We start from the raw sequence: 18,781 nt of genomic DNA, 5'->3' as shown, positions 1-18,781 counted from the left end.
CTTAACGAGAGCCGGCGAGCTTCTGCCAAGGGAGGTGGTCAGGCGGCGGGTTGCCCGGACCCGTCTACTGACCAGTACCTTTTGCTGCTCGTCCTAGGCTGTGGTGATGTGGACCGACCTGAACCGACCCCCTCTCAACGCCGACAATCTGCGGGCGGCGCTCGTCCGCGGTGACGACGACAGCGACACCCGCAAGTTCTGGTCTCGGCTCGACGTGGTGCAGGAGACCGGGTCCACCAACGCGGACCTTCTCGCGCGCGCCGCGACGTCGGACTGTGACCGGCACGTGCTGCTCGCCGAGTTCCAGGGCAGCGGCCGGGGCCGCCACTCCCGCGCCTGGGTGAGCCCGCCGCAGGCGCAGATCGCGGTCTCGGCGTTGCTGACGATGCCGGGGATGCGCGTTCAGGACATGGGGTGGCTGCCGCTGCTGACCGGCGTCGCCGTCGTCGACGCGCTGCGCGCCACCGCGAAGGTGCCTGCGGAACTGAAGTGGCCCAACGATGTGCTCATCGACGGACGGAAAGTCGCCGGGATCCTCGCCGAGGTGTCCGCCACGGCACCGGATCCCGCGGTCGTCGTGGGGATCGGACTCAACGTGAGTCTCACCAGAGAGGAACTGCCGGTCGAGCACGCGACGTCGCTCGTCCTCGAGGGTGCCGAGGTCAGTGACCGCGACACCCTGGTGCGGGCGGTGCTGCGTGCCATCGCTGATCGCTGGCAGCAGTGGCACGACGCGAACTGGGACGTCACGGAACTCGCCGCGGCCTACCGTGAGCGCTGCGGCACACTCGGCCAGCGGGTGCGCGCAGAACTGCCCGGCGGGCGTGAACTGATCGGCATCGCAACGGACGTCGACGCGGAGGGGCGGGTCGTGATCGCCCCCGACGGACAGCCCGGTACGGTCGCCGTCGCCGCAGGTGACATCACACATTTACGCCCGGTGCGCACCGAGTAGTGCGACACTGTGGTACATGAGTACCTCAATTCCGGAGTCCTCCGTCACCGCAGCCCGGCGCACGTTGACCGGTCTCACGGTGGTGCTCGGTCTGCTCACCCTGGGCCTGGGCATCGCCGTGCTCGTGTGGCCGCACGTGACCCTCACGGTGCTGGCCGTCCTGATCGCCATCCAGTTCTTCGGATTCGGGATCGTCCAGATCATCCGGGCGTTCGCCGACGTCGAGGCCAGTGGAGGTGCGCGCACCCTCGTGGGCGTATCCGGCGCTCTGGCAATACTTCTCGCGTTCCTCGTGCTGAGAAGCCCGCTCCAGACCGTCGTCATCATCGCGCTCATCATCGGTGCGTGGTGGGTGTTCCGGGGTGTCCTCGATATCGTCGAGGGCGCCTCCGGTTCGGTCGCGAATCGTGGCCTCACCATCGTGCTCGGAGTGATCAGCGTCGTCGCCGGGGCATTCGTGCTCCTGCAGCCCGAACTGTCGCTCGAGGTGTTCGTGATCGTGGTCGGCGTGTGGATGGTGCTGTACGGCATCATCATCGTGATCACCCCGATCGTGCTCAGCCGCATGCGTTAGGCGCACACTCTTCGCATGGGATATCCGGAGGACGCGCTCGCCGAGGACGAGGAACTGCTGCTTCACCGCCATCCGCACTGGAAGATGTTGCTGCTCCCCGCCGTCACCTTTCTGCTGGCGACCGCGGTCGCGGGTTTCGCCGCGGGTGTCGCCGAGAACAAGCTGGACGGCTCCGCACTGACCGTCGTGCTCGTCGTCGTCCTCGTGCTGTGGCTGGGACTCGTCGGATGGCGCTGCGTCGCGCCGTTTCTCAGCTGGAAGTTCACCCATTTCATCGTCACCGACCGACGCGTCCTCATCCGCCAGGGTGTGATGACGCACACGGGGATCGACATTCCGATGGGACGCATCAGCAACGTGCAGTTCCGGCACGGCCTCCTCGATCGGATGCTCCGCACCGGAACGCTGGTCATCGTGTCGTCCTCCGACGACCCGCTGGAATTCGACGACATCCCCGACGTTCAGCGCGTCCACTCGCTGCTCTACCACCAGGTGTTCGACGCGATGGATCTCCACCGCGAACGGGAGCGGGAAGACCCGCGCGGTGACGCCGACACCGGCAAAGGCTGGTAACCGGTCACGGCCTTCTCCGCACCTCCGTACGCTGTGGAGGTGACTGCTGTATTGCTTGCCGAAGATGACGAAGCCATCGCCGCCCCGCTGTCGCGGGCACTGGGCCGGGAAGGATACGACGTCACCATCGAGCAGACCGGCCCGGCAGCGCTGGAGCAGGCGCTCGACGGGGCCTACGACCTGCTGATCCTGGACCTCGGACTCCCGGGGATGGACGGGCTCGAGGTGTGCAGGCAGGTGCGTGCCCACAGTTCGGAACTGGCGGTGCTCATGCTCACCGCGCGCACCGACGAGGTGGACTTCGTCGTCGGACTCGACGCCGGAGCCGACGACTACGTGGGCAAGCCGTTCCGGTTGGCGGAGTTGATGGCCCGGGTGCGTGCCCTGCTGCGGAGGCGCGGCGGCGGCGAGGATTCCGTCGTCGAGGTCGGGGGCATCCGGCTCGAGCCGGCGGCCCGCCGGGTGCTCGTGAACGGAACCGAGATCGCCCTCGCCAACAAGGAGTACGAGCTTCTGCGGGTGCTGCTCGAACACGCGGGACAGGTGGTGTCGCGCGACACGATCCTCGCGGAAGTGTGGGGCGACGTGGAACTGCGTGGCTCGAAGACCCTCGACATGCACATGTCGTGGCTTCGCCGGAAGATCGGTGACGAGGGCCCCGCCGCCGAGCGTCGGATCGCGACGGTCCGCGGCGTCGGTTTCCGCATCAACACCGACTAGGCGGGGTAGTGCGCCGCAGAATTCTCCAGTCGATCCTCGCAGTCGTGATCCTCACGGCGCTGCTGCTCGGTGTGCCGCTGATCTACACGGCCTGGTTGTGGGTCGAGGACTTCAACCGGAGCGACCTGCAGGTCCGGCTGGATCGGATGGCGACGGAGATCATCACCCAGGAGGGCGTCAACGGTGTCGTCGAAGGCGACCTCGACACGAACTCCCTGCGACTGCTGACGCCCGCCGGGGGCCGCCTGGTCGTGGTGTATCCGACGACCGACGACGGCGCCGCGCGAGTGGACATCGGCGAATCGTCCGTGCAGTCGCCGCTCGTGGAGTCTCTCGCGATGGGCACGTCCGGTTCGCTCCGCCTCGAGGTGCCGTCCGACGAAATGCGCACCCAGCAACGTCAGGCCGTCGGTGCCGTCGCGCTGCTGGTGCTCGTGTCCATCGCCGCAGGCACCGTAGTGGCCTATGTCACGGCGAAGCGGCTCGCCGACCCGCTACGGGACGTCGCGAACCGGGCCGCCCGGCTCGCGGAGGGCGACTTCCGGCCGGACGTCCGGCGCCACGGCATCCCCGAACTCGACCGCGTCTCCGACGTCCTCGACTCGGCGACCGTGGAGATCGCGGGACGGTTGCAGCGCGAGCACGCACTCGTCGCCGACGTTTCCCATCAGCTCCGCAGCCGACTCACGGCCGTCCGCCTCCGGCTCGACGAGCTGTCCGTGCACCCGGATCCGGCCGTCGTCGTCGAGGCCGACGAGGCGATGGCGCAGGTGGACCGGCTGACCGTCGCGATCGACGAACTGGTCCGCTCCTCCCGCAGCAGCGGCACCGAGACCCAGGTGTCGGTGATCCGGGAGCTCAGCGTGGTCATCGCGGACTGGAAACGGCCGTTCGAGGACGTCGACCGCGAGCTGCTGCTGCGCGGAGACACCAACGTGATGGCGTCGACCACCGGTTCCCGGCTCCGTGAGGCCGTGGCGGTCCTCGTCGACAACGCGCTCATGCACGGGGCGGGGACGTGCACGGTCTCGGTGCGCCTGATCCAGGGACAGAATCAGAGGGCGCCGGGCAAGGAACTGTCGCCGCGCGAGGCGATGGTGTGCGTGGAGGTGTCGGACGAGGGTGTCGGCGTCAGCAACGACCTCGCGCCGCACATCTTCGACCGCGGCTTCTCGGGGGCCGGTTCGACCGGTGTGGGCCTGGCGCTGGCCCGTGCGCTCATCGAGGCGGACGGCGGCCGGCTGGAACTGCAGCGTCGCCGTCCGGCCCTGTTCGCGATCTTCGTTCCCATCGCCCGCGAGCACGTGCCGACGCGGGTCACCGGGATCCGGGAACCGCGCTGACGGTCAGGGTTGGCCGATTTCTTCCTCGGCGGCCTCGTCGACGAGATCCGGGTCGACGAGATCCGGATCGATGAGATGCACGTTCTCGTCGGGGAATGCGAACCGGCGCAGGGCCCAGAAACGGAACACCATCTGCAGCAGGTTGCCGATGATGTAGTTGAGCACGAAGTCGACGATCACCAACGTGGTCAGGTTGTCCTGCGTCTCGCGGATGTCGAACACGTTGTTGGCGATCCACAGCGGCGCGGCGGCGAGGAGAACACCCACTCCGCTGATCGTGAAGAACAGCAGGGCCTCGTGATGGCGTTCCCGTCCGCCGCGGTTCTTGAACGACCATTCGCGGTTGAGGATGTAGCTCAGGACCGTCGCGAGAATTCCGGACAGAACCTTGGCGACCACCGGCTTCTCTTCGAGGATCGTGAGGCTCAGCGAATAGAAGATCGCGAGGTCGAAGATCATGGTGGTGCCGCCCACAATCGCGAACTTGATCAGTTCGTGATGGCGCAACGCGAGAGCCCGGAAAGGCTGGGGAACGCGTGCAAGGACGCCGTCGACAAATGACACAACGGATGAGTTTACGAAAGTCGGACCGGATACCACCAATTGGCGGCGAGATCATCAGGAGAATCACAGAAACTCCGGCCCGGCGACCTCGGCGGCGGAACCCGGCACCGGACGTGACAAACTAGTGACCCGTGACCGGCAACTCTGACTCCACACCGCGTCCCACGACACCCCGCGATCTGACCGCCGGGCAACCCGTCGTGACGATGATCGGTGGCGGCCAACTCGCGCGAATGACCCACCAGGCCGCAATCGCGCTCGGCCAGACACTGCGGGTGCTCTCCGGCACCCCCGACGAACCCGCAGCGCAGGTGAGCCCCGACGTCGTCCTCGGAAGCCACACCGACCTCGACGCGCTCCGCAGGGCCGCAGTCGGGTCACACGCGCTGACGTTCGACCACGAGCACGTGCCCACCGAGCACCTCGACGTTCTGGTCGCCGAGGGCGTCAACGTGCAGCCGCCGCCGACGGCGCTCATCTACGCGCAGGACAAACTCGCGATGCGCCGCAAGCTCGGCGAACTCGGCGCACCGGTCCCGGCGTTCGCCGAGGTCACCTGGGCCGAGGACGTCGTCAAGTTCGGCGCCGAACACGGCTGGCCCGTCGTCATCAAGGCCGTCCGCGGCGGATACGACGGTCGCGGTGTGTGGATCACCGACGATTCCGACGAGGCCGAGCGCATCGTCACCCAGCAACTCGACAAGGGTGTCTCCCTCCTGGTCGAGGAGAAGGTCGAGATGCGGCGTGAGCTGTCCGCGATGGTGGCGCGGTCACCGTTCGGTCAGGGCGCCACGTGGCCGGTGGTGGAGACCGTGCAACGCCACGGACAGTGCGCCGTGGTCCTCGCCCCCGCCCCGGCGCTGCCCGACTCGGTCGCCGAGGCCGCCGAGGAACTGGCGCTCCGCGTCGCGTCCGAACTCGGTGTGGTCGGAGCCATGGCCGTCGAACTGTTCGAGACCACCGACGGCACGCTCGTCGTCAACGAACTCGCGATGCGCCCGCACAACTCCGGTCACTGGACCATGGACGGCGCCCGCACCTCACAGTTCGAGCAGCACCTGCGCGCCGTCCTCGACTACCCGCTCGGCGACACCGCGCCCCTCGCACCGATCACGGTGATGGCGAACGTCCTCGGCGCGCCGACCGCGCCCGAGATGAGCATGGACGAACGCGTCCACCACCTCTTCGCGCGGATGCCCGACGCGAAGATCCACCTGTACGGCAAGGGCGAACGTGAGGACCGGAAGATCGGTCACGTGAACATCGTCGGCGGGCCGGGCTCGATCGACGACCCCGAATACGTGGCACGGGTCCGTGAGCGGGCCGAACGCGCTGCACACTGGCTCTCGCACGCTGAATGGACCGACGGATGGGATGAACACGGTGAGTGACACGGCAGCACGGCAGGGCGCACAGGTCGGGCTCATCATGGGCAGCGACTCCGACTGGCCCACCATGGAGGCCGCCGCCGAGGCGCTCGCCGAATTCGGGGTGCGCTTCGAGGTCGGTGTCGTCTCCGCACACCGCACACCGCAGCGCATGCTCGACTACGCGAAGGACGCCGCCGGCCGCGGCATCCAGGTGATCATCGCCGGCGCCGGTGGCGCCGCCCACCTGCCGGGCATGGTCGCATCGGCCACCCCGCTGCCCGTCATCGGTGTACCCGTCCCGCTGAAGTACCTCGACGGCATGGACTCACTGCTCTCGATCGTGCAGATGCCCGCAGGCGTCCCCGTCGCCACCGTGTCCATCGGCGGCGCCCGCAACGCCGGCCTCCTCGCCGTCCGCATCCTCGGTGCCGCCGACCCCGCCCTGCAGCAGCAGATGGTCGCATTCCAGGACGGGCTCGAGAAGATGGTCCTGGGCAAGGATCAGGCCCTCCGCGACAAACTGCTGGGCTGATTTCGTACTCAGCCGCCACTCTTCGCTCTCCCGGGGCCGAAACAGCCCTCGGAGGCCGACGAGTGGCGGCTCAGTTCACTTCCGGCGCCTACTGCGGCGTCGTCTTCGCACTGCGGCGATGATCTCGTCGGCGATCGCATCGGGATGGGCCAGTCGGGCGGCGTCACGCGGAGCCCCCTGGGGATCGTGGCTTCGACGACCGTCGGTTCGGGCAGCCACCCGTAGAGCCAGGCCGCTGTGCGGTGACTCAGCACCGCGGCCGGCCGCCACGCAGGCACCGCGGCGCACCGGTCGTACGTGTCGGGTTCGACGAGGGAGTACACCGTGGGCAGCACACGGTGGTAGCGGCCACTCCGGCACCGGGAGGCGATGGTGCTGCGCGGGATTCCCGCGGCGTGAGGTTGTGGATGAACCCTGCCGCGAGCGCTTATCCTGCGCACATGAAACGCAGCCACGGGGTGACGATGATCCGCGCTTCGCGGGGGAATCCCGAGTCGGCGGCGATCACCCGGCTGGCGTTGGCGTATGCCCGGCTGTGGGGTGCGCGCATTGCGTTCGACGACGAGTTCGGCCTGTTCGTGTGCAGCGGCATGCGCGGTGGGTACGCGCGCGGCGGGACGACCATCGGCGGTGCGTTTCTCACCGGCAAGGAACCGGCGAGATCGTTGCTGCGACACGAAGCGGTCCACGCCGACCAGTGGGCGACGTACGGGTGGACCTTCGCGCTGCGGTACCTGTTCGAGGAGTCGAGGCGTCGCGGTGCCCGGAACAGGTTCGAGATCGCCGCGGGCCTCGCGGACGGCGGCTACCGGGACAGCTGACGGGTGATCTTCTCGGTGTCCATGCGCCTCGCCTGAGCCGCGGTGTCGGGGTTGGTGACCTGCACCAGTGACGCGCCGGCCGCGAAAACGGCCACCAGACCGTCGATCAGGGCGTCGGGGGAGTCCCACGCCTCGACGGACAGCACCCGGTCGGAGCCGGTGATCCCGTGCGTCTCGGCGGAGGCCAGTGCCGCGGCGAGAACGTCGTCGACACTCTTGCCTGCGAGGGCGGGTCCCGCGACCGTCGGCCTGAACTGGTCGCCGTGAACGCGCACCGAAGTGGCGTAGTCGGTGATGCCGACAGGAAGGTCGGGAACGGGTCGGCCGAACGCGTCCAGCGACAGCGCCGCGACCTCCGGGACGTCCTCGACGTCGCTCAGGTGCGCAGCGGAGACGAGGGCGATCTCGGCGTCCGCGTCGGGTTCGAGGACGACCTCGGCGCCGGCCCACCAGACGCCGAGGAGTACCGCGGCGGTCTGCCAGTGCGCGGGCAGGAGCACGGCGACGCGGGCGCCGGGCTCGACGGCGAATTCGTCGCGCAGCAGGTTGGCGGTCTTAGCCGCCCAGTTGGCGAGGGTGAGCGCCGAGAGTTCGACCCGTTCGCCCGTCGCGTCGTCGTAGAACGTGACGCGCGGTCCGGCCGGGTCGTTCTTCAGGATCGGGTCGAGCAGGGCGTCGGTCAGCGTGCGGGACGCATGGTTCATGGACACAGTCCGTCTCTCGTTTTCTAGTTCACACAACGCGGGCCCGACGAGCCGGCATCGATGGGCGGGCCGGGCGGTGCCGGGGTGGGGGTCGTTCCTGCCGTGGACACGGGCTCGAGGCCCGTCTCCGAGGACTCGGACGACGAGGTGGTGCTGATGGTCTCGGCGGACGTCGGCCCCTGGTAGTCACCGGACAGCACCACCCGGACCGAGCCTTCGGGCAGCGTGGAGTCGGTGTCGGTGGGGAGCCCCCCGAGTGCGGCCGCGACCGCCTTGGCGCTGTCGTCGTCCGCGGAATGCGCGAAGACGGTGGTCTCGCTCACCGCTTTGCCGGTGTAGTTACCGATCTCACCCTGGCCGTAGCCGAGCGACGTCAGGGCGTCGGCCACACCGTTCGCGAGACCCCCGACGTCGCTCGAGTTCGCGACGTCGACGGTGACGGTCGAGGTGTCGATGTCGGGCGTCTCGGACTTGGTGGTGGTGGTGTCCTCCGAGTCGGCAGGCTCCTCGCCGACGAGACCGGCCACGTACTTCTTCACGTCCTTCGGCTTGACCTCCACGATGGACTCGCCGTAGTCGGTCATACCGTTGAGGTCCGCGACCGGAATGGTCTCGAACTGCACCTTGCCGCCGGCGAGGTCCTGCAGTTGGGTGGCGAATTCGATGATGTCCCAGTCGTCGTCGAGCACGACCGAGCGTTGCACCGCGCCGCTGAGTTCGTTCAGCTTGCCCGGGTCGCTGAGGGTCTTCGCGGACAGCACCTTGCCGACGAGGGACGCCATGAACACCTGCTGGCGCACGATGCGGTCGAGGTCGCCGCGGGGAAGGTCGTGGCGCTGGCGGACGAAGCTCAGTGCGTCCGCACCCTTCAGCGACTGCTCACCGGCGGGGAAGTGGGCGCCCGACATGTCCTCGTCCACCGGTTCGTTGAGGCAGACGTCGACGCCGCCGACCGCGTTGGTGAGGAGGACGAACCCGAGCAGCCCGACCTCGGCGTAGTGGTCGACGGTGATGCCCGTGAGGTCTGCCACCGATTGGATGAGAGCCTCGCGGCCTGCCTTCGTCGACTCCTCCTCGGCCTCCTTGTCGGTGGCTCCGTCCTCGACGAGCTTCAGCCTCTCGGTTTCCTTGGTGGCGCCGTAGGCGGCGTTGATCTTCGACATGCCGATGCCCGGAACGTCGACGTAGGAGTCGCGGGGGATGGAGATGGCGGTGGCGGAACTGCCGTCGTTCGGGACGCGGATGAGGACGATGGTGTCGGTGTTGGACGCCACTTCCTCGCCGGCGCGCAGCGAGTCGAGTTCCTCCTGGGAGAGGGGGTTGCCGTGGGCGTCGGTGCGGCTGTCGGTGCCGACCATGAGGATGTCGACGGCGCCGTCGGCGCTTCCGCCGAGTCCGAGACCGCCCGCGGTTGCCAGATTGTTGCGCAGCGAGTCGATGCTCCGCCACGCGAATCCCGTGACGACGAGTGCGAGCACCGACAGCACCGCGACAGCGATGTGAATCGGCCGCCGAGCGGTGCTCGGGGGTGCGTCTGGTGCGGGTTGCTCGTGTGACACGGAAACCAGGCTACTGGTCGCCGCGGCTGGAGCAGGGAGGCGTGGATCGGCGTGCCAGACTGGGCGCCGTGACGAACATCCTTGTGACCGGCGCCCGGGGGCAGCTGGGTGGACACCTCCTCCGACGAGCCGAGGCCGCCGGGATTCCGGCCCGGGGTGTGGGGTCGGACGAGCTCGACATCACCGACCGCGACGCGGTGCTCGCCCAGGTCGAGGCCGGTTCGGTGGTGATCAACTGCGCCGCGTACACGGCGGTCGACGCCGCGGAGTCGGACGAGGACACCGCGCGGGCGGTGAACGAGGACGGTCCCGCGAACCTGGCGGCGGCGTGCGCCCGGGTGGGTGCCCGGCTGATCCACGTCTCCACCGACTACGTGTTCTCCGGGGACGGCGACACGCCGTACGAGGTGGACGCCCCGACCGGTCCCGCGACGGCCTACGGACGCACCAAACTGGCCGGCGAGCGCGCCGTCCACGCTGCGCTTCCATCCGCGCACGTGGTGCGCACCGCCTGGGTGTACAGCGGGGTGGGTTCCGATTTCGTCTCCACCATGCGCCGACTCGAACGTGAACGTGACACGGTCGACGTCGTGGACGACCAAGTGGGCTCGCCCACATTCGCCGGCGACCTGGCCGACGGGCTGCTCGAACTGGCCGGGCGCAGCGACATCGACGCACCGGTGCTGCACGCCACCAACTCGGGCCGGGCGAGTTGGTTCGACCTGGCGCGTGCCGTGTTCGAGGAGGCGGGTGCCGACCCGCAGCGCGTGCACCCCTGCACGAGTGCCCAGTTCGTGCGCCCCGCCCCACGGCCGGCGTTCTCGGTGCTGTCCGGCCGCGCGTGGGCCGACGCCGGGCTGACCCCGTTGCGGCCGTGGCGAGACGCGTTGCGCGCCGCTCTGCATGCCGCGGTGTGAGAGGGACCCCCTTTCAACGGCTACGCTTGCCCGCGTGAGTTCGAAGCTGGCCGTGGTGACGGTGACCTATTCGCCAGGTGAGCATCTGGAGCAATTCCTGGGCACTCTCGCCGAGGCGACGAAAGAAGATCCGCAGGTCGTGATGGCCGACAACGGTTCGACGGACGGCGCCCCCGAGGCCGCGGACGCGGCGCACGAGCACGTGCGCCTGCTGCGCACCGGCGGGAACATCGGCTACGGCGGTGCCATCAACAGGGCTGTGGCGGAGATCGACGAGGACATCGAGTTCGTCGTCATCGCCAATCCGGATGTTCGCTGGGCGCCCGGATCGATCGACGTTCTTCTCGCGGCCGCCGAGCGCTGGCCGCGGGCGGGGGCGCTCGGACCTCTCGTTCTGGAACCCGACGGAAGCATCTACCCGTCGGCGCGCCAGGTCCCCGACCTCGTGTCGGGTGCCGGACATGCGGTGCTGGGCACGGTGTGGCCGTCCAACCCGTGGACTGCCGGTTACCGTCAGGAGAACGAGTCCGTCAGCGAGCGGTCCGTCGGCTGGTTGTCCGGTTCGTGCCTGCTGATGCGGCGCGTCGCGTTCGACTCGATCAACGGCTTCGATTCCCGCTACTTCATGTACATGGAGGACGTCGACCTCGGTGACCGCCTGGGCAAGGCGGGGTGGCTCAACGTCTACGTGCCCTCCGCCGAGGTCACCCACGCGAAGGGGCACGCCGCGGGCAAGCATCCGGAACTGATGCTGCCCGCCCACCATCAGAGTGCGTACCGGTTCCAGGCCGATCGCCATCCCCATTGGTGGCAGGCGCCGCTGCGGTGGGCACTTCGGGGAGGATTGGCGGTGCGGTCGAAGATCGCCGTGGCTGCCGCGGTCCGGGAACGACGCAGAAACCAGAACGAGGGGGGAACGACAGATGGCAATTGAGAAGACGACCGATGCCGTGGTGCTGGTCGGCGGTAAGGGAACGAGGCTTCGCCCGCTGACGTTGTCGGCGCCCAAGCCGATGCTGCCCACGGCGGGTCTGCCGTTCCTCCAGCATCTGCTGGCACGGATCGAGGCGGCCGGGATCAAGCACGTCGTGCTGGGCACGTCCTTCAAGGCGGAGGTCTTCGAGGAGTACTTCGGGGACGGTTCCAAGCTGGGGCTCGAGATCGACTACGTCACCGAGACCGAACCACTCGGCACCGGTGGCGGCATCCGCAACGTTCTGCCGAAGCTCCGCGGGGACCACGCGATGGTCTTCAACGGCGACGTCCTCGGCGGCACCGATCTGGGAGCGATCCTCGACACGCACCGGACCCGCGAGGCCGACGTCACGCTGCACCTCGTGCGGGTGGGCGATCCGCGGGCGTTCGGATGTGTGCCCACCGATTCCGACGGCCGGGTGACCGCCTTCCTGGAGAAGACGCAGGATCCGCCGACCGACCAGATCAATGCCGGCTGCTACGTCTTCAAGCGCGAGATCATCGAACAGATCCCCGAGGGCCGTCCGGTGTCGGTGGAGCGTGAGGTGTTCCCGTCGCTGCTCGCCGGTGACGCCCGCGTCTACGGACACGTGGACTCGTCGTATTGGCGCGACATGGGCACTCCCGAGGACTTCGTGCGCGGTTCGGCGGATCTGGTGCGCGGCATCGCTCCCTCGCCGGCGCTCGACGGTCCCCGCGGCGAATCGCTCGTCCATCCGGGTGCGGGCGTCGCCCCCGGCGCACTGCTGATCGGCGGCACCGTCGTCGGCCGCGGCGCCGAGGTGGGTGCGGGCGCACGACTCGACGGTGCGGTGCTCTTCGACGGTGCCGTCGTGGAGGCCGGTGCGACCGTCGAACGGTCCATCATCGGATTCGGTGCGCGCATCGGTCCGCGGGCCCTCGTGCGGGACGCGGTGATCGGTGACGGAGCCGATATCGGTGCCCGATGCGAACTGCTGCGCGGGGCCCGGGTGTGGCCGGGCGTGACGCTGCCCGACGGCGGGGTGCGGTTCAGCACGGACGTGTGAGAGGTGCAGCGCCCCTAGCGCAGTCCGGCCAGGTGCACGAGGTGGTCGATCGTGGACTTCTCCGCGTTCGGCGGCAGTGCGTCCACCGGCCACCAGCGCAGATCCGTCGATTCGGAGCTACGCACGATGTGGGCGCCGGACCGCGCGCGGACCAGGAACCGGAGATCCAGGTGCCGGGTGGGCTGCCCGAGTGAGCACGTGATCGGGTGGGTGTGGGCCGACAGCAGTTCGGGGTCGATCCGCAGGTCGGGAATCCCCGATTCCTCGCACGCCTCCCGCAGTGCGGCGTCGACGACGGTATCGTCGGAAGGCTCACAGTGCCCACCCAATTGGATCCACCGGCCGACCCGGGGATGCAGGGTGAGCAGCACGTGACATCCTCCCTCGTCCAGGACGAGGGAGGAGGCCGTGATGTGCCCGGGCGCGTATTCGCGCAGGCACCCGAGCGGCGCGGATGCGAGGAACGCAAGCATGGTGTGCCGCAACGATTCGTCGTTCTCGTCGAGCGTCTTCCAGCCCTCGAGTGCGGCAGTCGCGGTGCGGTGCAGTGATTCGGCGCTCATCGTGTGGGGGTCATTTCTCGATGAGGGCGTCGCCAGGGTCGACGGGCCTGCGGGGTGTGAGTGGGTCGAGGGGGTAGCCGACGGCGATCGCACCGAGCGGTTCCCAGTCGTCGGGCAGGTCGAGGACCCCGCGCACGGTGTCGGCGGCGAAGATCGTCGACCCGATCCAGCAGCTGCCGATTCCCTTGGTCGCCAACGACACCAGCAGTCCCTGCACGGCCGCACCGACCGCGACGGTGAACATCGTCGCCTCCGCCGCCCGCCGCCGCGGGTCGGGGTAGGGGTGCGCACCGTCGGGCACACAGAACGGGACGATCACCTCCGGCGCGTCGAACAGGATGTTCCCCCGCGCCACCCGCGCCGCCACCGCCTCCGCGTTCATGCCGTCGGCGGTCAGGTCGGCCTGCCACCGCTGCCGCATCGCCGTCAGCAGCTCCTCGCGGACGGTGCGGGTGCGGACCCACACGAACCGGACCGGCCGGGTGTGATGCGGCGCCGGGGCGGTCAGCGCCTCGGCGATCGATGCCCGCACCGCGACCGGATCGACCGGATCGTCGGCGAACTCGCGGACCGAGCGGCGCAGCAGCACCGCCTCCGCCCGCCCCCGCTCCACCGATTCGGCGGTACCGAGCCAGAACAGGTCCTCCTCCCCGGCCCGGATCAGATCCCGCGCCCGCGACCCGTCGTCGGTCAGGCCCAGACCGCGGACCACCGCGACCGGCACCCCACCGAGTTTGCCCTTCACCAGATCCCCGGCGGCGGCGATCTCGTCGGCGACCGCGACCTCGGTGACTACGAGTTCGTTGCCCTGCGAGTCCCGGGCCCCGGCGTACCCGTGCAGCACCGGCAACCCGGCCGCACCGATCGCGGCGTCGATCTGCCCGTTGCGCCACGCCCTCCCCATCGTGTCGGTGACCACCACCGCGACGGTGACACCGAGCGCCACCCCGATCGCATCCCGCAGCCTTTGGGCGCTGCCGTCCGGATCCTCCGGCAGCAACGCCAGTTCCGAGCCCTCCACGTTGGAGCCGTCGATACCGGACGCGGCCTGCACGATCCCCAACCGGTTCTCGGTGATCAGCGTCCGGCCCTTCCGGGCGACGACGCGGACCGCTTCCTGCTCGACCAGCCGCCGGCGGGCGGCGTCCCGCTCCTCCGGGTCGGTGGGGGAGGTCACGATCCGGCCCTCCACCTTGGAGAACACCTTGCTGGTCACCACCAGCACGTCACCGCCCCGCAGCCACGGGGCGGCCGTAACAATGGCGGCGGCCAGGTCGTCGCCGGGCCGAAACTCCGGCAACCCGGTCACCGGCAGGATTTCGATCGCCCCGCCCGGCGCGTGATCGACCCGCTCCCCACCGGTCGGTGCGCTCACAGCGTCACCCCGGCCACGTCCAGGGCCGCCTGCACCATCGCGGCGGTGGCGTCCGGGTCGCTCATCAGCAGCGGCACCGCCCGCACCGCCACCCCGGGGACGTCGGCGGTGTCGGTGTCGTGGACCAGCCACCCGTCGAGGATCCCCGTGCCGCTGCGCGCCCCGTACCAGCGCCCGATCGCCTCCGCGGAGGTGTCCACCCCGATCACGTCCAAACATTCGTCGGCCATGCCGCGCAACGGTTTCCCGCCGATGATCGGGGACACCCCGACCACCTTCGCCGTGGTGGTGCGCAAAGCCCCCCGGATCCCCGGCACCGCCAGGATGGCGCCGACGCTGACCACCGGATTCGACGGCGCCAGCAACACAATGTCGGCGCCCTCGATCGCCTCCAGCACCCCCGGGGCGGGGGACGCCTGCTCGGCGCCGATGTGCGCGAAACTGTGCGTCGGGACCTGCGCGCGGTGCCGAACCCACCACTCCTGGAAGTGGATCGCCCGCTGCTCCCCGTCCTCCGGGTCGGTGATCACCACGTGAGTTTCACTACGGTCGTCGGTGACCGGCAGCAACGTCACACCCGGCTGCCAGCGGTTGCAGAGCGCCTCGGTGACCGCCGACAACGGATACCCCGTCCGCAGCATCTGGGTGCGAATCAAATGGGTCGCGATGTCCCGGTCGCCGAGCCCGAACCAGTCCGGCTTCGCCCCGTACGCGGCGAGTTCCTCCTTCGCGTTCCAGGTTTCACCGGCATGACCCCACCCGCGAACCGGGTCGATACCGTCGCCGAGGGTGTACATGCAGGTGTCCAGGTCCGGGCAGATCCGCAACCCGTGCATCCACACATCGTCACCGACATTGACCACCGCCGTGATCCGATGCGACGAACCCGCACCCTCCGGTGCATCGGCACCGAGAAGCCGCCGCACCCCTTGCAGGAACCGGGCCCCACCGACCCCGCCAACCAATACAGTCACGTTCACGGTGTAAGCCTAGGCGGTGGCCGCCGGCGTCCGGTGGGCTGCTTCCCCAGGGTGATTCGAGAGCGCGAAATAGTAATCGACTTTCTGCGGTTAGCTTGACCGCGACACGCTGGGCGTGTCTAATCACAAATATGTCATTCCAACGTTGCGGGCGTGGAATCACTTGCAGCGGGGATCAATTCGAACGGTTGTTCGAACGGGGTGGCAGGGGTGTTCGGTTCGGGGTACATGATCAATCGAAATTTTCTGCGCTATCACAGGTGAGGAGGCGGAACGATGCCCAATGAGCAGCTCGAGTCGGAGACTCGCTGGAGCACAGTAAGCGACGAACCGCAGACCAATTCCGAAGCAGGCGCAGCGGACGGCGTCTGTGTTCAAGAAGTCTGTGTGCAAGAAGACGGTGTGCAAGAAGACGGTGTGCAACAAATCAGCGTTGAACAAATCAGTGTGCAAGAAAGCAGTGTGAAAGAAATTCCTGTGCCGGAACTCGTCGCGCAGGAAGTCGAGACGGCGGGCCCCCGCCCGGCGTTGAGTCTGGTGACCGGTTTCGACGAACTGTTCGACACCATCGAGGACCAGTGGCAGGAACGCGCGCTGTGCGCGCAGACCGACCCCGAGGCCTTCTTCCCCGAAAAGGGAGGATCCACCAGAGAAGCGAAGCGCATCTGCCTCGGCTGTGAGGTGCGGGACGAATGCCTCGACTACGCACTGGCCAACGACGAGCGGTTCGGTATCTGGGGTGGCCTGTCGGAGCGTGAGCGCCGGCGCCTGAAGCGGGGGATCGTCTAGTCAGTCCTCATCGCCCGGCAGATCCGGGTCGATGACCTCGGGTTCGACTCCGAGGTACGTACTCACCTGCTGTACGAGCACGTCGTGCACCAGGTCGGTGAGATCGTCCGGATCCTTGGCGCGCTGTTCCAGCGGTCGCCGGAACAGGACGACTCGCGCCCGCGTCGTGGATCCGTGCCGGTCGATGCCTGCCGGGATCAAGCGGGACAGCGGCACGGGTCCGTCCGCCACGACCTCGGCGGGCCAGTTGACCGAATCCGGGTCGAGCGCATGAATCTTCGGGACTTCGTCGACGGCGATGTCCAACTTCGTGAGGCGTTCACGCCAGCGTGAGTCGATCGGTGCGAACGCCTCCAGAACCACCAGATCGAATTTCTCCGCGCGGCTGCGTCGCGCCGGCGCGTCCGGGGGGAACACGGACCCGCGGATCCCACGTCCCCGCCGGTCGACGGATCGGGTGGTGACGGGACGCCTGCGTCGTGCTCTGGACATGGAGTGGACATTACGACAGCCGGACACTGTCGGTGTGTCCGAGTAGGTGTGGGGCCTTCGTGGGGCTAGGCTTTCTAGCTGTGAGATCTCTGCGTCGATGCTGCCGCCCCGGGTGCAAGAACCCCGCTGTCGCGACGCTCACGTACGTCTACTCGGACTCCACCGCCGTCGTCGGCCCGCTCGCGACGGTCGACGAACCGCACTCGTGGGATCTGTGCGAAACGCACGCGTCGAGGATCACCGCACCCAAGGGCTGGGAACTGGTTCGGTACGAGGGTGGATTTTCGTCGAGCACCCCGGACGAGGACGATCTGACCGCGCTGGCGGAGGCCGTGCGGGAGGCGGGCCTCGGCGATCGCGGACGGTCCGAGCGGGCCGTGTCCACCGAGGAGCGCGCCGAAACAGGCACCTCGCCCGGCCCGGCCCGTACCGGGCGGCGTGGCCACCTGCGGGTTCTTCCCGACCCTGCCAACTGACGTCCCAGCTCGTCCCGGGCCTGCGGTCCGTTGCGTGCCGTGCCCGCCACGGGCAGGCATTAGGCTTGCGCCAGCACTGGTGCTCGTAAAGGAGAAAACAGAAGTGGCGCGATCAGCCGAGTCCGTACATGCCGTGATCAAGGCTTACGACGTGCGGGGTGTCGTCGGTGAACTCATCGACGCCGCGTTCGTGCAGGACGTGGGTGGCGCATTCGCACGACTCGTCCGCGAGGAGAGCGCCACGAAGGTCGTGATCGGTTACGACATGCGAGCGTCGTCCCCGGAACTCGCCCGCGCGTTCGGCGTCGGTGTCACCGCGCAGGGCCTGGATGTCGTGCTCATCGGACTCGCGTCCACCGATCAGCTGTATTTCGCTTCGGGACTGTTCGACTGCCCCGGTGCGATGTTCACCGCGAGCCACAATCCGGCGAAGTACAACGGCATCAAGCTCTGCCGCGCGGGCGCGAAGCCGGTGGGGCAGGAGACGGGCCTCGCCGCGATCGCCGCCGAGGTCGTCGACGGGGTTCCCGCGTACGACGGCGCCGTGGGCGAGGTGTCCGAGGAGGACGTGCTCGATCAGTACGCGAGTTTCGTCCGCGGCCTGGTGAACCTGTCCGGCCTCCGGCCGCTGACGGTGGCCGTGGACGCGGGCAACGGCATGGGCGGACACACCGTCCCCGCCGTGTTCGAGCCGATGCCGGTGAAACTGCAGCCGCTGTACTTCGAGCTCGACGGCACGTTCCCGAACCACGAGGCGAATCCGCTCGACCCGGCGAACCTGGTGGACCTGCAGCGGTACGTCCGGGAGACCGGTGCCGACATCGGTCTGGCCTTCGACGGCGACGCCGACCGCTGCTTCGTGGTCGACGAGCTCGGCAACCCGGTGTCGCCGTCCGCGGTGACGGCCCTCGTCGCCGAGCGTGAGCTGGCCAAGGAGCCGGGCGCCACCGTCATCCACAACCTGATCACCTCTCGCGCCGTGCCGGAACTGGTCACCGAACTGGGTGGACACCCGGTGCGCACCCGGGTCGGGCATTCGTTCATCAAGCAGCAGATGGCGGAGACGGGCGCGATCTTCGGTGGCGAGCACTCCGCGCACTACTACTTCCGCGATTTCTGGGGCGCCGACTCCGGCATGCTCGCCGGGCTGCACGTCCTCGCGGCGCTGGGGGAGCAGGACCGTCCGCTGTCCGAACTGATGGCCAAGTACGAGCGGTACGCGGCGTCGGGGGAGATCAATTCGACGGTCGCGGACGCCGCCGAGCGGACCGACGCGGTGGTGGCGGCGTTCGCCGATCGCACCGCGGGCGTCGACCGGCTCGACGGGGTCACGGTCGAGTTGAACGGCGACGCGTGGTTCAACCTGCGCGCCTCCAACACCGAACCGCTGCTGCGACTCAACGTCGAAGCGCCCACGACGGCAGACGTAGATGCACTCGTTACCGAGATATTGGGCATCGTCCGAGCCTGA

21 protein-coding genes are annotated in these 18,781 nt (G+C 68.6%); 14 read left to right on the top strand and 7 right to left on the bottom strand.

Annotated features, from left to right (window positions below; all coding sequences use genetic code 11):
- Positions 1–106 precede the first annotated feature (106 nt).
- Genes JWS13_RS09670 through JWS13_RS09650 form a run of 5 tightly spaced genes read left to right on the top strand, consistent with a single transcriptional unit; the run spans position 107 to position 4,165 of the window.
- Positions 107–955 carry a biotin--[acetyl-CoA-carboxylase] ligase gene (locus JWS13_RS09670; RefSeq protein ID WP_206005407.1) on the top strand — a complete coding sequence of 283 codons (849 nt, stop codon included), beginning with the start codon at positions 107–109 and terminating at the stop codon, positions 953–955.
- 16 nt (positions 956–971) lie between these two features.
- Positions 972–1,529, top strand: coding sequence for an HdeD family acid-resistance protein (locus JWS13_RS09665; RefSeq protein WP_206005406.1), 558 nt, complete (start codon positions 972–974; stop codon positions 1,527–1,529).
- Between the two features lie 15 nt (positions 1,530–1,544).
- Entirely contained in the window at positions 1,545–2,102 is a 558-nt protein-coding gene (locus tag JWS13_RS09660) for a PH domain-containing protein (protein ID WP_206005405.1), read from the top strand.
- Between the two features lie 39 nt (positions 2,103–2,141).
- Entirely contained in the window at positions 2,142–2,822 is a 681-nt protein-coding gene (locus tag JWS13_RS09655; RefSeq protein WP_025432276.1) for a response regulator transcription factor, read from the top strand.
- Positions 2,823–2,830: 8 nt separating this feature from the next.
- A complete protein-coding gene (locus JWS13_RS09650) occupies positions 2,831–4,165 on the top strand; it encodes a sensor histidine kinase (RefSeq protein ID WP_206005404.1) in 1,335 nt (444 codons plus the stop codon).
- 3 nt (positions 4,166–4,168) lie between these two features.
- Here the strand turns inward: JWS13_RS09650 and JWS13_RS09645 are convergent, their stop codons facing one another.
- A complete protein-coding gene (locus tag JWS13_RS09645; protein ID WP_192581743.1) occupies positions 4,169–4,729 on the bottom strand; it encodes a GtrA family protein in 561 nt (186 codons plus the stop codon).
- A gap of 131 nt (positions 4,730–4,860) precedes the next feature.
- Here JWS13_RS09645 and JWS13_RS09640 point away from each other — a divergent pair, with 131 nt between their 5' ends.
- From JWS13_RS09640 to JWS13_RS09630, 3 genes are all read left to right on the top strand, one after another.
- Positions 4,861–6,120, top strand: a complete 1,260-nt coding sequence (locus tag JWS13_RS09640; RefSeq protein WP_206005403.1) for a 5-(carboxyamino)imidazole ribonucleotide synthase — start codon at positions 4,861–4,863, stop codon at positions 6,118–6,120.
- Entirely contained in the window at positions 6,104–6,631 is a 528-nt protein-coding gene (gene purE, locus JWS13_RS09635) for a 5-(carboxyamino)imidazole ribonucleotide mutase (protein ID WP_072951207.1), read from the top strand. Before JWS13_RS09640 ends, purE begins: the two co-directional genes overlap by 17 nt.
- A gap of 440 nt (positions 6,632–7,071) precedes the next feature.
- Positions 7,072–7,452 (top strand): hypothetical protein, encoded by a 381-nt coding sequence (locus JWS13_RS09630; protein ID WP_206005402.1) that lies wholly within the window; start codon positions 7,072–7,074, stop codon positions 7,450–7,452.
- Here JWS13_RS09630 and JWS13_RS09625 read toward each other — a convergent pair.
- Together JWS13_RS09625 and JWS13_RS09620 are read right to left on the bottom strand one after the other, a co-directional pair.
- Positions 7,437–8,156 (bottom strand): TIGR03089 family protein, encoded by a 720-nt coding sequence (locus tag JWS13_RS09625; RefSeq protein WP_206005401.1) that lies wholly within the window; start codon positions 8,154–8,156, stop codon positions 7,437–7,439. The genes JWS13_RS09630 and JWS13_RS09625 overlap by 16 nt on opposite strands.
- Before the next feature lie 23 nt (positions 8,157–8,179).
- Positions 8,180–9,715 (bottom strand): LCP family protein, encoded by a 1,536-nt coding sequence (locus tag JWS13_RS09620; protein WP_476748552.1) that lies wholly within the window; start codon positions 9,713–9,715, stop codon positions 8,180–8,182.
- A gap of 68 nt (positions 9,716–9,783) precedes the next feature.
- On the opposite strand from JWS13_RS09620, the gene rfbD reads away from it, so the two are divergent.
- The 3 genes from rfbD to manB are packed head-to-tail and all read left to right on the top strand — an operon-like array spanning position 9,784 to position 12,635.
- A complete protein-coding gene (rfbD, locus tag JWS13_RS09615) occupies positions 9,784–10,632 on the top strand; it encodes a dTDP-4-dehydrorhamnose reductase (protein ID WP_206005400.1) in 849 nt (282 codons plus the stop codon).
- 34 nt (positions 10,633–10,666) lie between these two features.
- Positions 10,667–11,566, top strand: coding sequence for a glycosyltransferase family 2 protein (locus tag JWS13_RS09610; protein WP_206005399.1), 900 nt, complete (start codon positions 10,667–10,669; stop codon positions 11,564–11,566).
- Entirely contained in the window at positions 11,556–12,635 is a 1,080-nt protein-coding gene (manB, locus tag JWS13_RS09605; protein ID WP_124390393.1) for a mannose-1-phosphate guanylyltransferase, read from the top strand. Before JWS13_RS09610 ends, manB begins: the two co-directional genes overlap by 11 nt.
- A gap of 14 nt (positions 12,636–12,649) precedes the next feature.
- Here the strand turns inward: manB and JWS13_RS09600 are convergent, their stop codons facing one another.
- Genes JWS13_RS09600 through cofD form a run of 3 tightly spaced genes read right to left on the bottom strand, consistent with a single transcriptional unit; the run spans position 12,650 to position 15,553 of the window.
- Positions 12,650–13,198 carry an NUDIX hydrolase gene (locus JWS13_RS09600; protein ID WP_087562376.1) on the bottom strand — a complete coding sequence of 183 codons (549 nt, stop codon included), beginning with the start codon at positions 13,196–13,198 and terminating at the stop codon, positions 12,650–12,652.
- Positions 13,199–13,208: 10 nt separating this feature from the next.
- The gene (locus JWS13_RS09595; RefSeq protein ID WP_206005398.1) at positions 13,209–14,573 is read right to left on the bottom strand and encodes a coenzyme F420-0:L-glutamate ligase; all 1,365 of its coding nucleotides are present in this window, start codon (positions 14,571–14,573) and stop codon (positions 13,209–13,211) included.
- On the bottom strand, positions 14,570–15,553 hold the full coding sequence (gene cofD, locus JWS13_RS09590; protein WP_206005397.1) for a 2-phospho-L-lactate transferase: 984 nt from the start codon (positions 15,551–15,553) through the stop codon (positions 14,570–14,572). Before cofD ends, JWS13_RS09595 begins: the two co-directional genes overlap by 4 nt.
- Before the next feature lie 528 nt (positions 15,554–16,081).
- On the opposite strand from cofD, the gene JWS13_RS09585 reads away from it, so the two are divergent.
- Positions 16,082–16,342, top strand: a complete 261-nt coding sequence (locus JWS13_RS09585; RefSeq protein WP_167372239.1) for a WhiB family transcriptional regulator — start codon at positions 16,082–16,084, stop codon at positions 16,340–16,342.
- Here JWS13_RS09585 and JWS13_RS09580 read toward each other — a convergent pair whose 3' ends face one another.
- Positions 16,343–16,834, bottom strand: coding sequence for a metallopeptidase family protein (locus tag JWS13_RS09580; RefSeq protein WP_015890079.1), 492 nt, complete (start codon positions 16,832–16,834; stop codon positions 16,343–16,345).
- 80 nt (positions 16,835–16,914) lie between these two features.
- On the opposite strand from JWS13_RS09580, the gene JWS13_RS09575 reads away from it, so the two are divergent.
- A complete protein-coding gene (locus JWS13_RS09575; RefSeq protein ID WP_087556708.1) occupies positions 16,915–17,310 on the top strand; it encodes a DUF3499 domain-containing protein in 396 nt (131 codons plus the stop codon).
- 103 nt (positions 17,311–17,413) lie between these two features.
- Positions 17,414–18,781 (top strand): phosphomannomutase/phosphoglucomutase, encoded by a 1,368-nt coding sequence (locus JWS13_RS09570; protein WP_206005396.1) that lies wholly within the window; start codon positions 17,414–17,416, stop codon positions 18,779–18,781.

The organism is Rhodococcus pseudokoreensis, assembly GCF_017068395.1.
In the GTDB taxonomy this organism is placed as follows: Bacteria; Actinomycetota; Actinomycetes; order Mycobacteriales; family Mycobacteriaceae; genus Rhodococcus_F; species Rhodococcus_F pseudokoreensis.
The sequence above is the reverse complement of the archived record's forward strand: the minus strand, read 5'-3'. Positions and strand labels throughout refer to the sequence as shown.

Bases quoted from the DNA above. Each gene is read 5' to 3' on its own strand.
- JWS13_RS09670 (WP_206005407.1), top strand. From the start codon at position 107: ATGTGGACCGACCTGAACCGACCCCCTCTCAACGCCGACAATCTGCGG.
- JWS13_RS09665 (WP_206005406.1), top strand. From the start codon at position 972: ATGAGTACCTCAATTCCGGAGTCCTCCGTCACCGCAGCCCGGCGCACG.
- purE (WP_072951207.1), top strand. From the start codon at position 6,104: ATGAACACGGTGAGTGACACGGCAGCACGGCAGGGCGCACAGGTCGGG.
- JWS13_RS09580 (WP_015890079.1), bottom strand. From the start codon at position 16,834: ATGTCCAGAGCACGACGCAGGCGTCCCGTCACCACCCGATCCGTCGAC.
- JWS13_RS09660 (WP_206005405.1), top strand. From the start codon at position 1,545: ATGGGATATCCGGAGGACGCGCTCGCCGAGGACGAGGAACTGCTGCTT.
- JWS13_RS09625 (WP_206005401.1), bottom strand. From the start codon at position 8,156: ATGAACCATGCGTCCCGCACGCTGACCGACGCCCTGCTCGACCCGATC.
- manB (WP_124390393.1), top strand. From the start codon at position 11,556: ATGGCAATTGAGAAGACGACCGATGCCGTGGTGCTGGTCGGCGGTAAG.
- JWS13_RS09600 (WP_087562376.1), bottom strand. From the start codon at position 13,198: ATGAGCGCCGAATCACTGCACCGCACCGCGACTGCCGCACTCGAGGGC.
- JWS13_RS09630 (WP_206005402.1), top strand. From the start codon at position 7,072: ATGAAACGCAGCCACGGGGTGACGATGATCCGCGCTTCGCGGGGGAAT.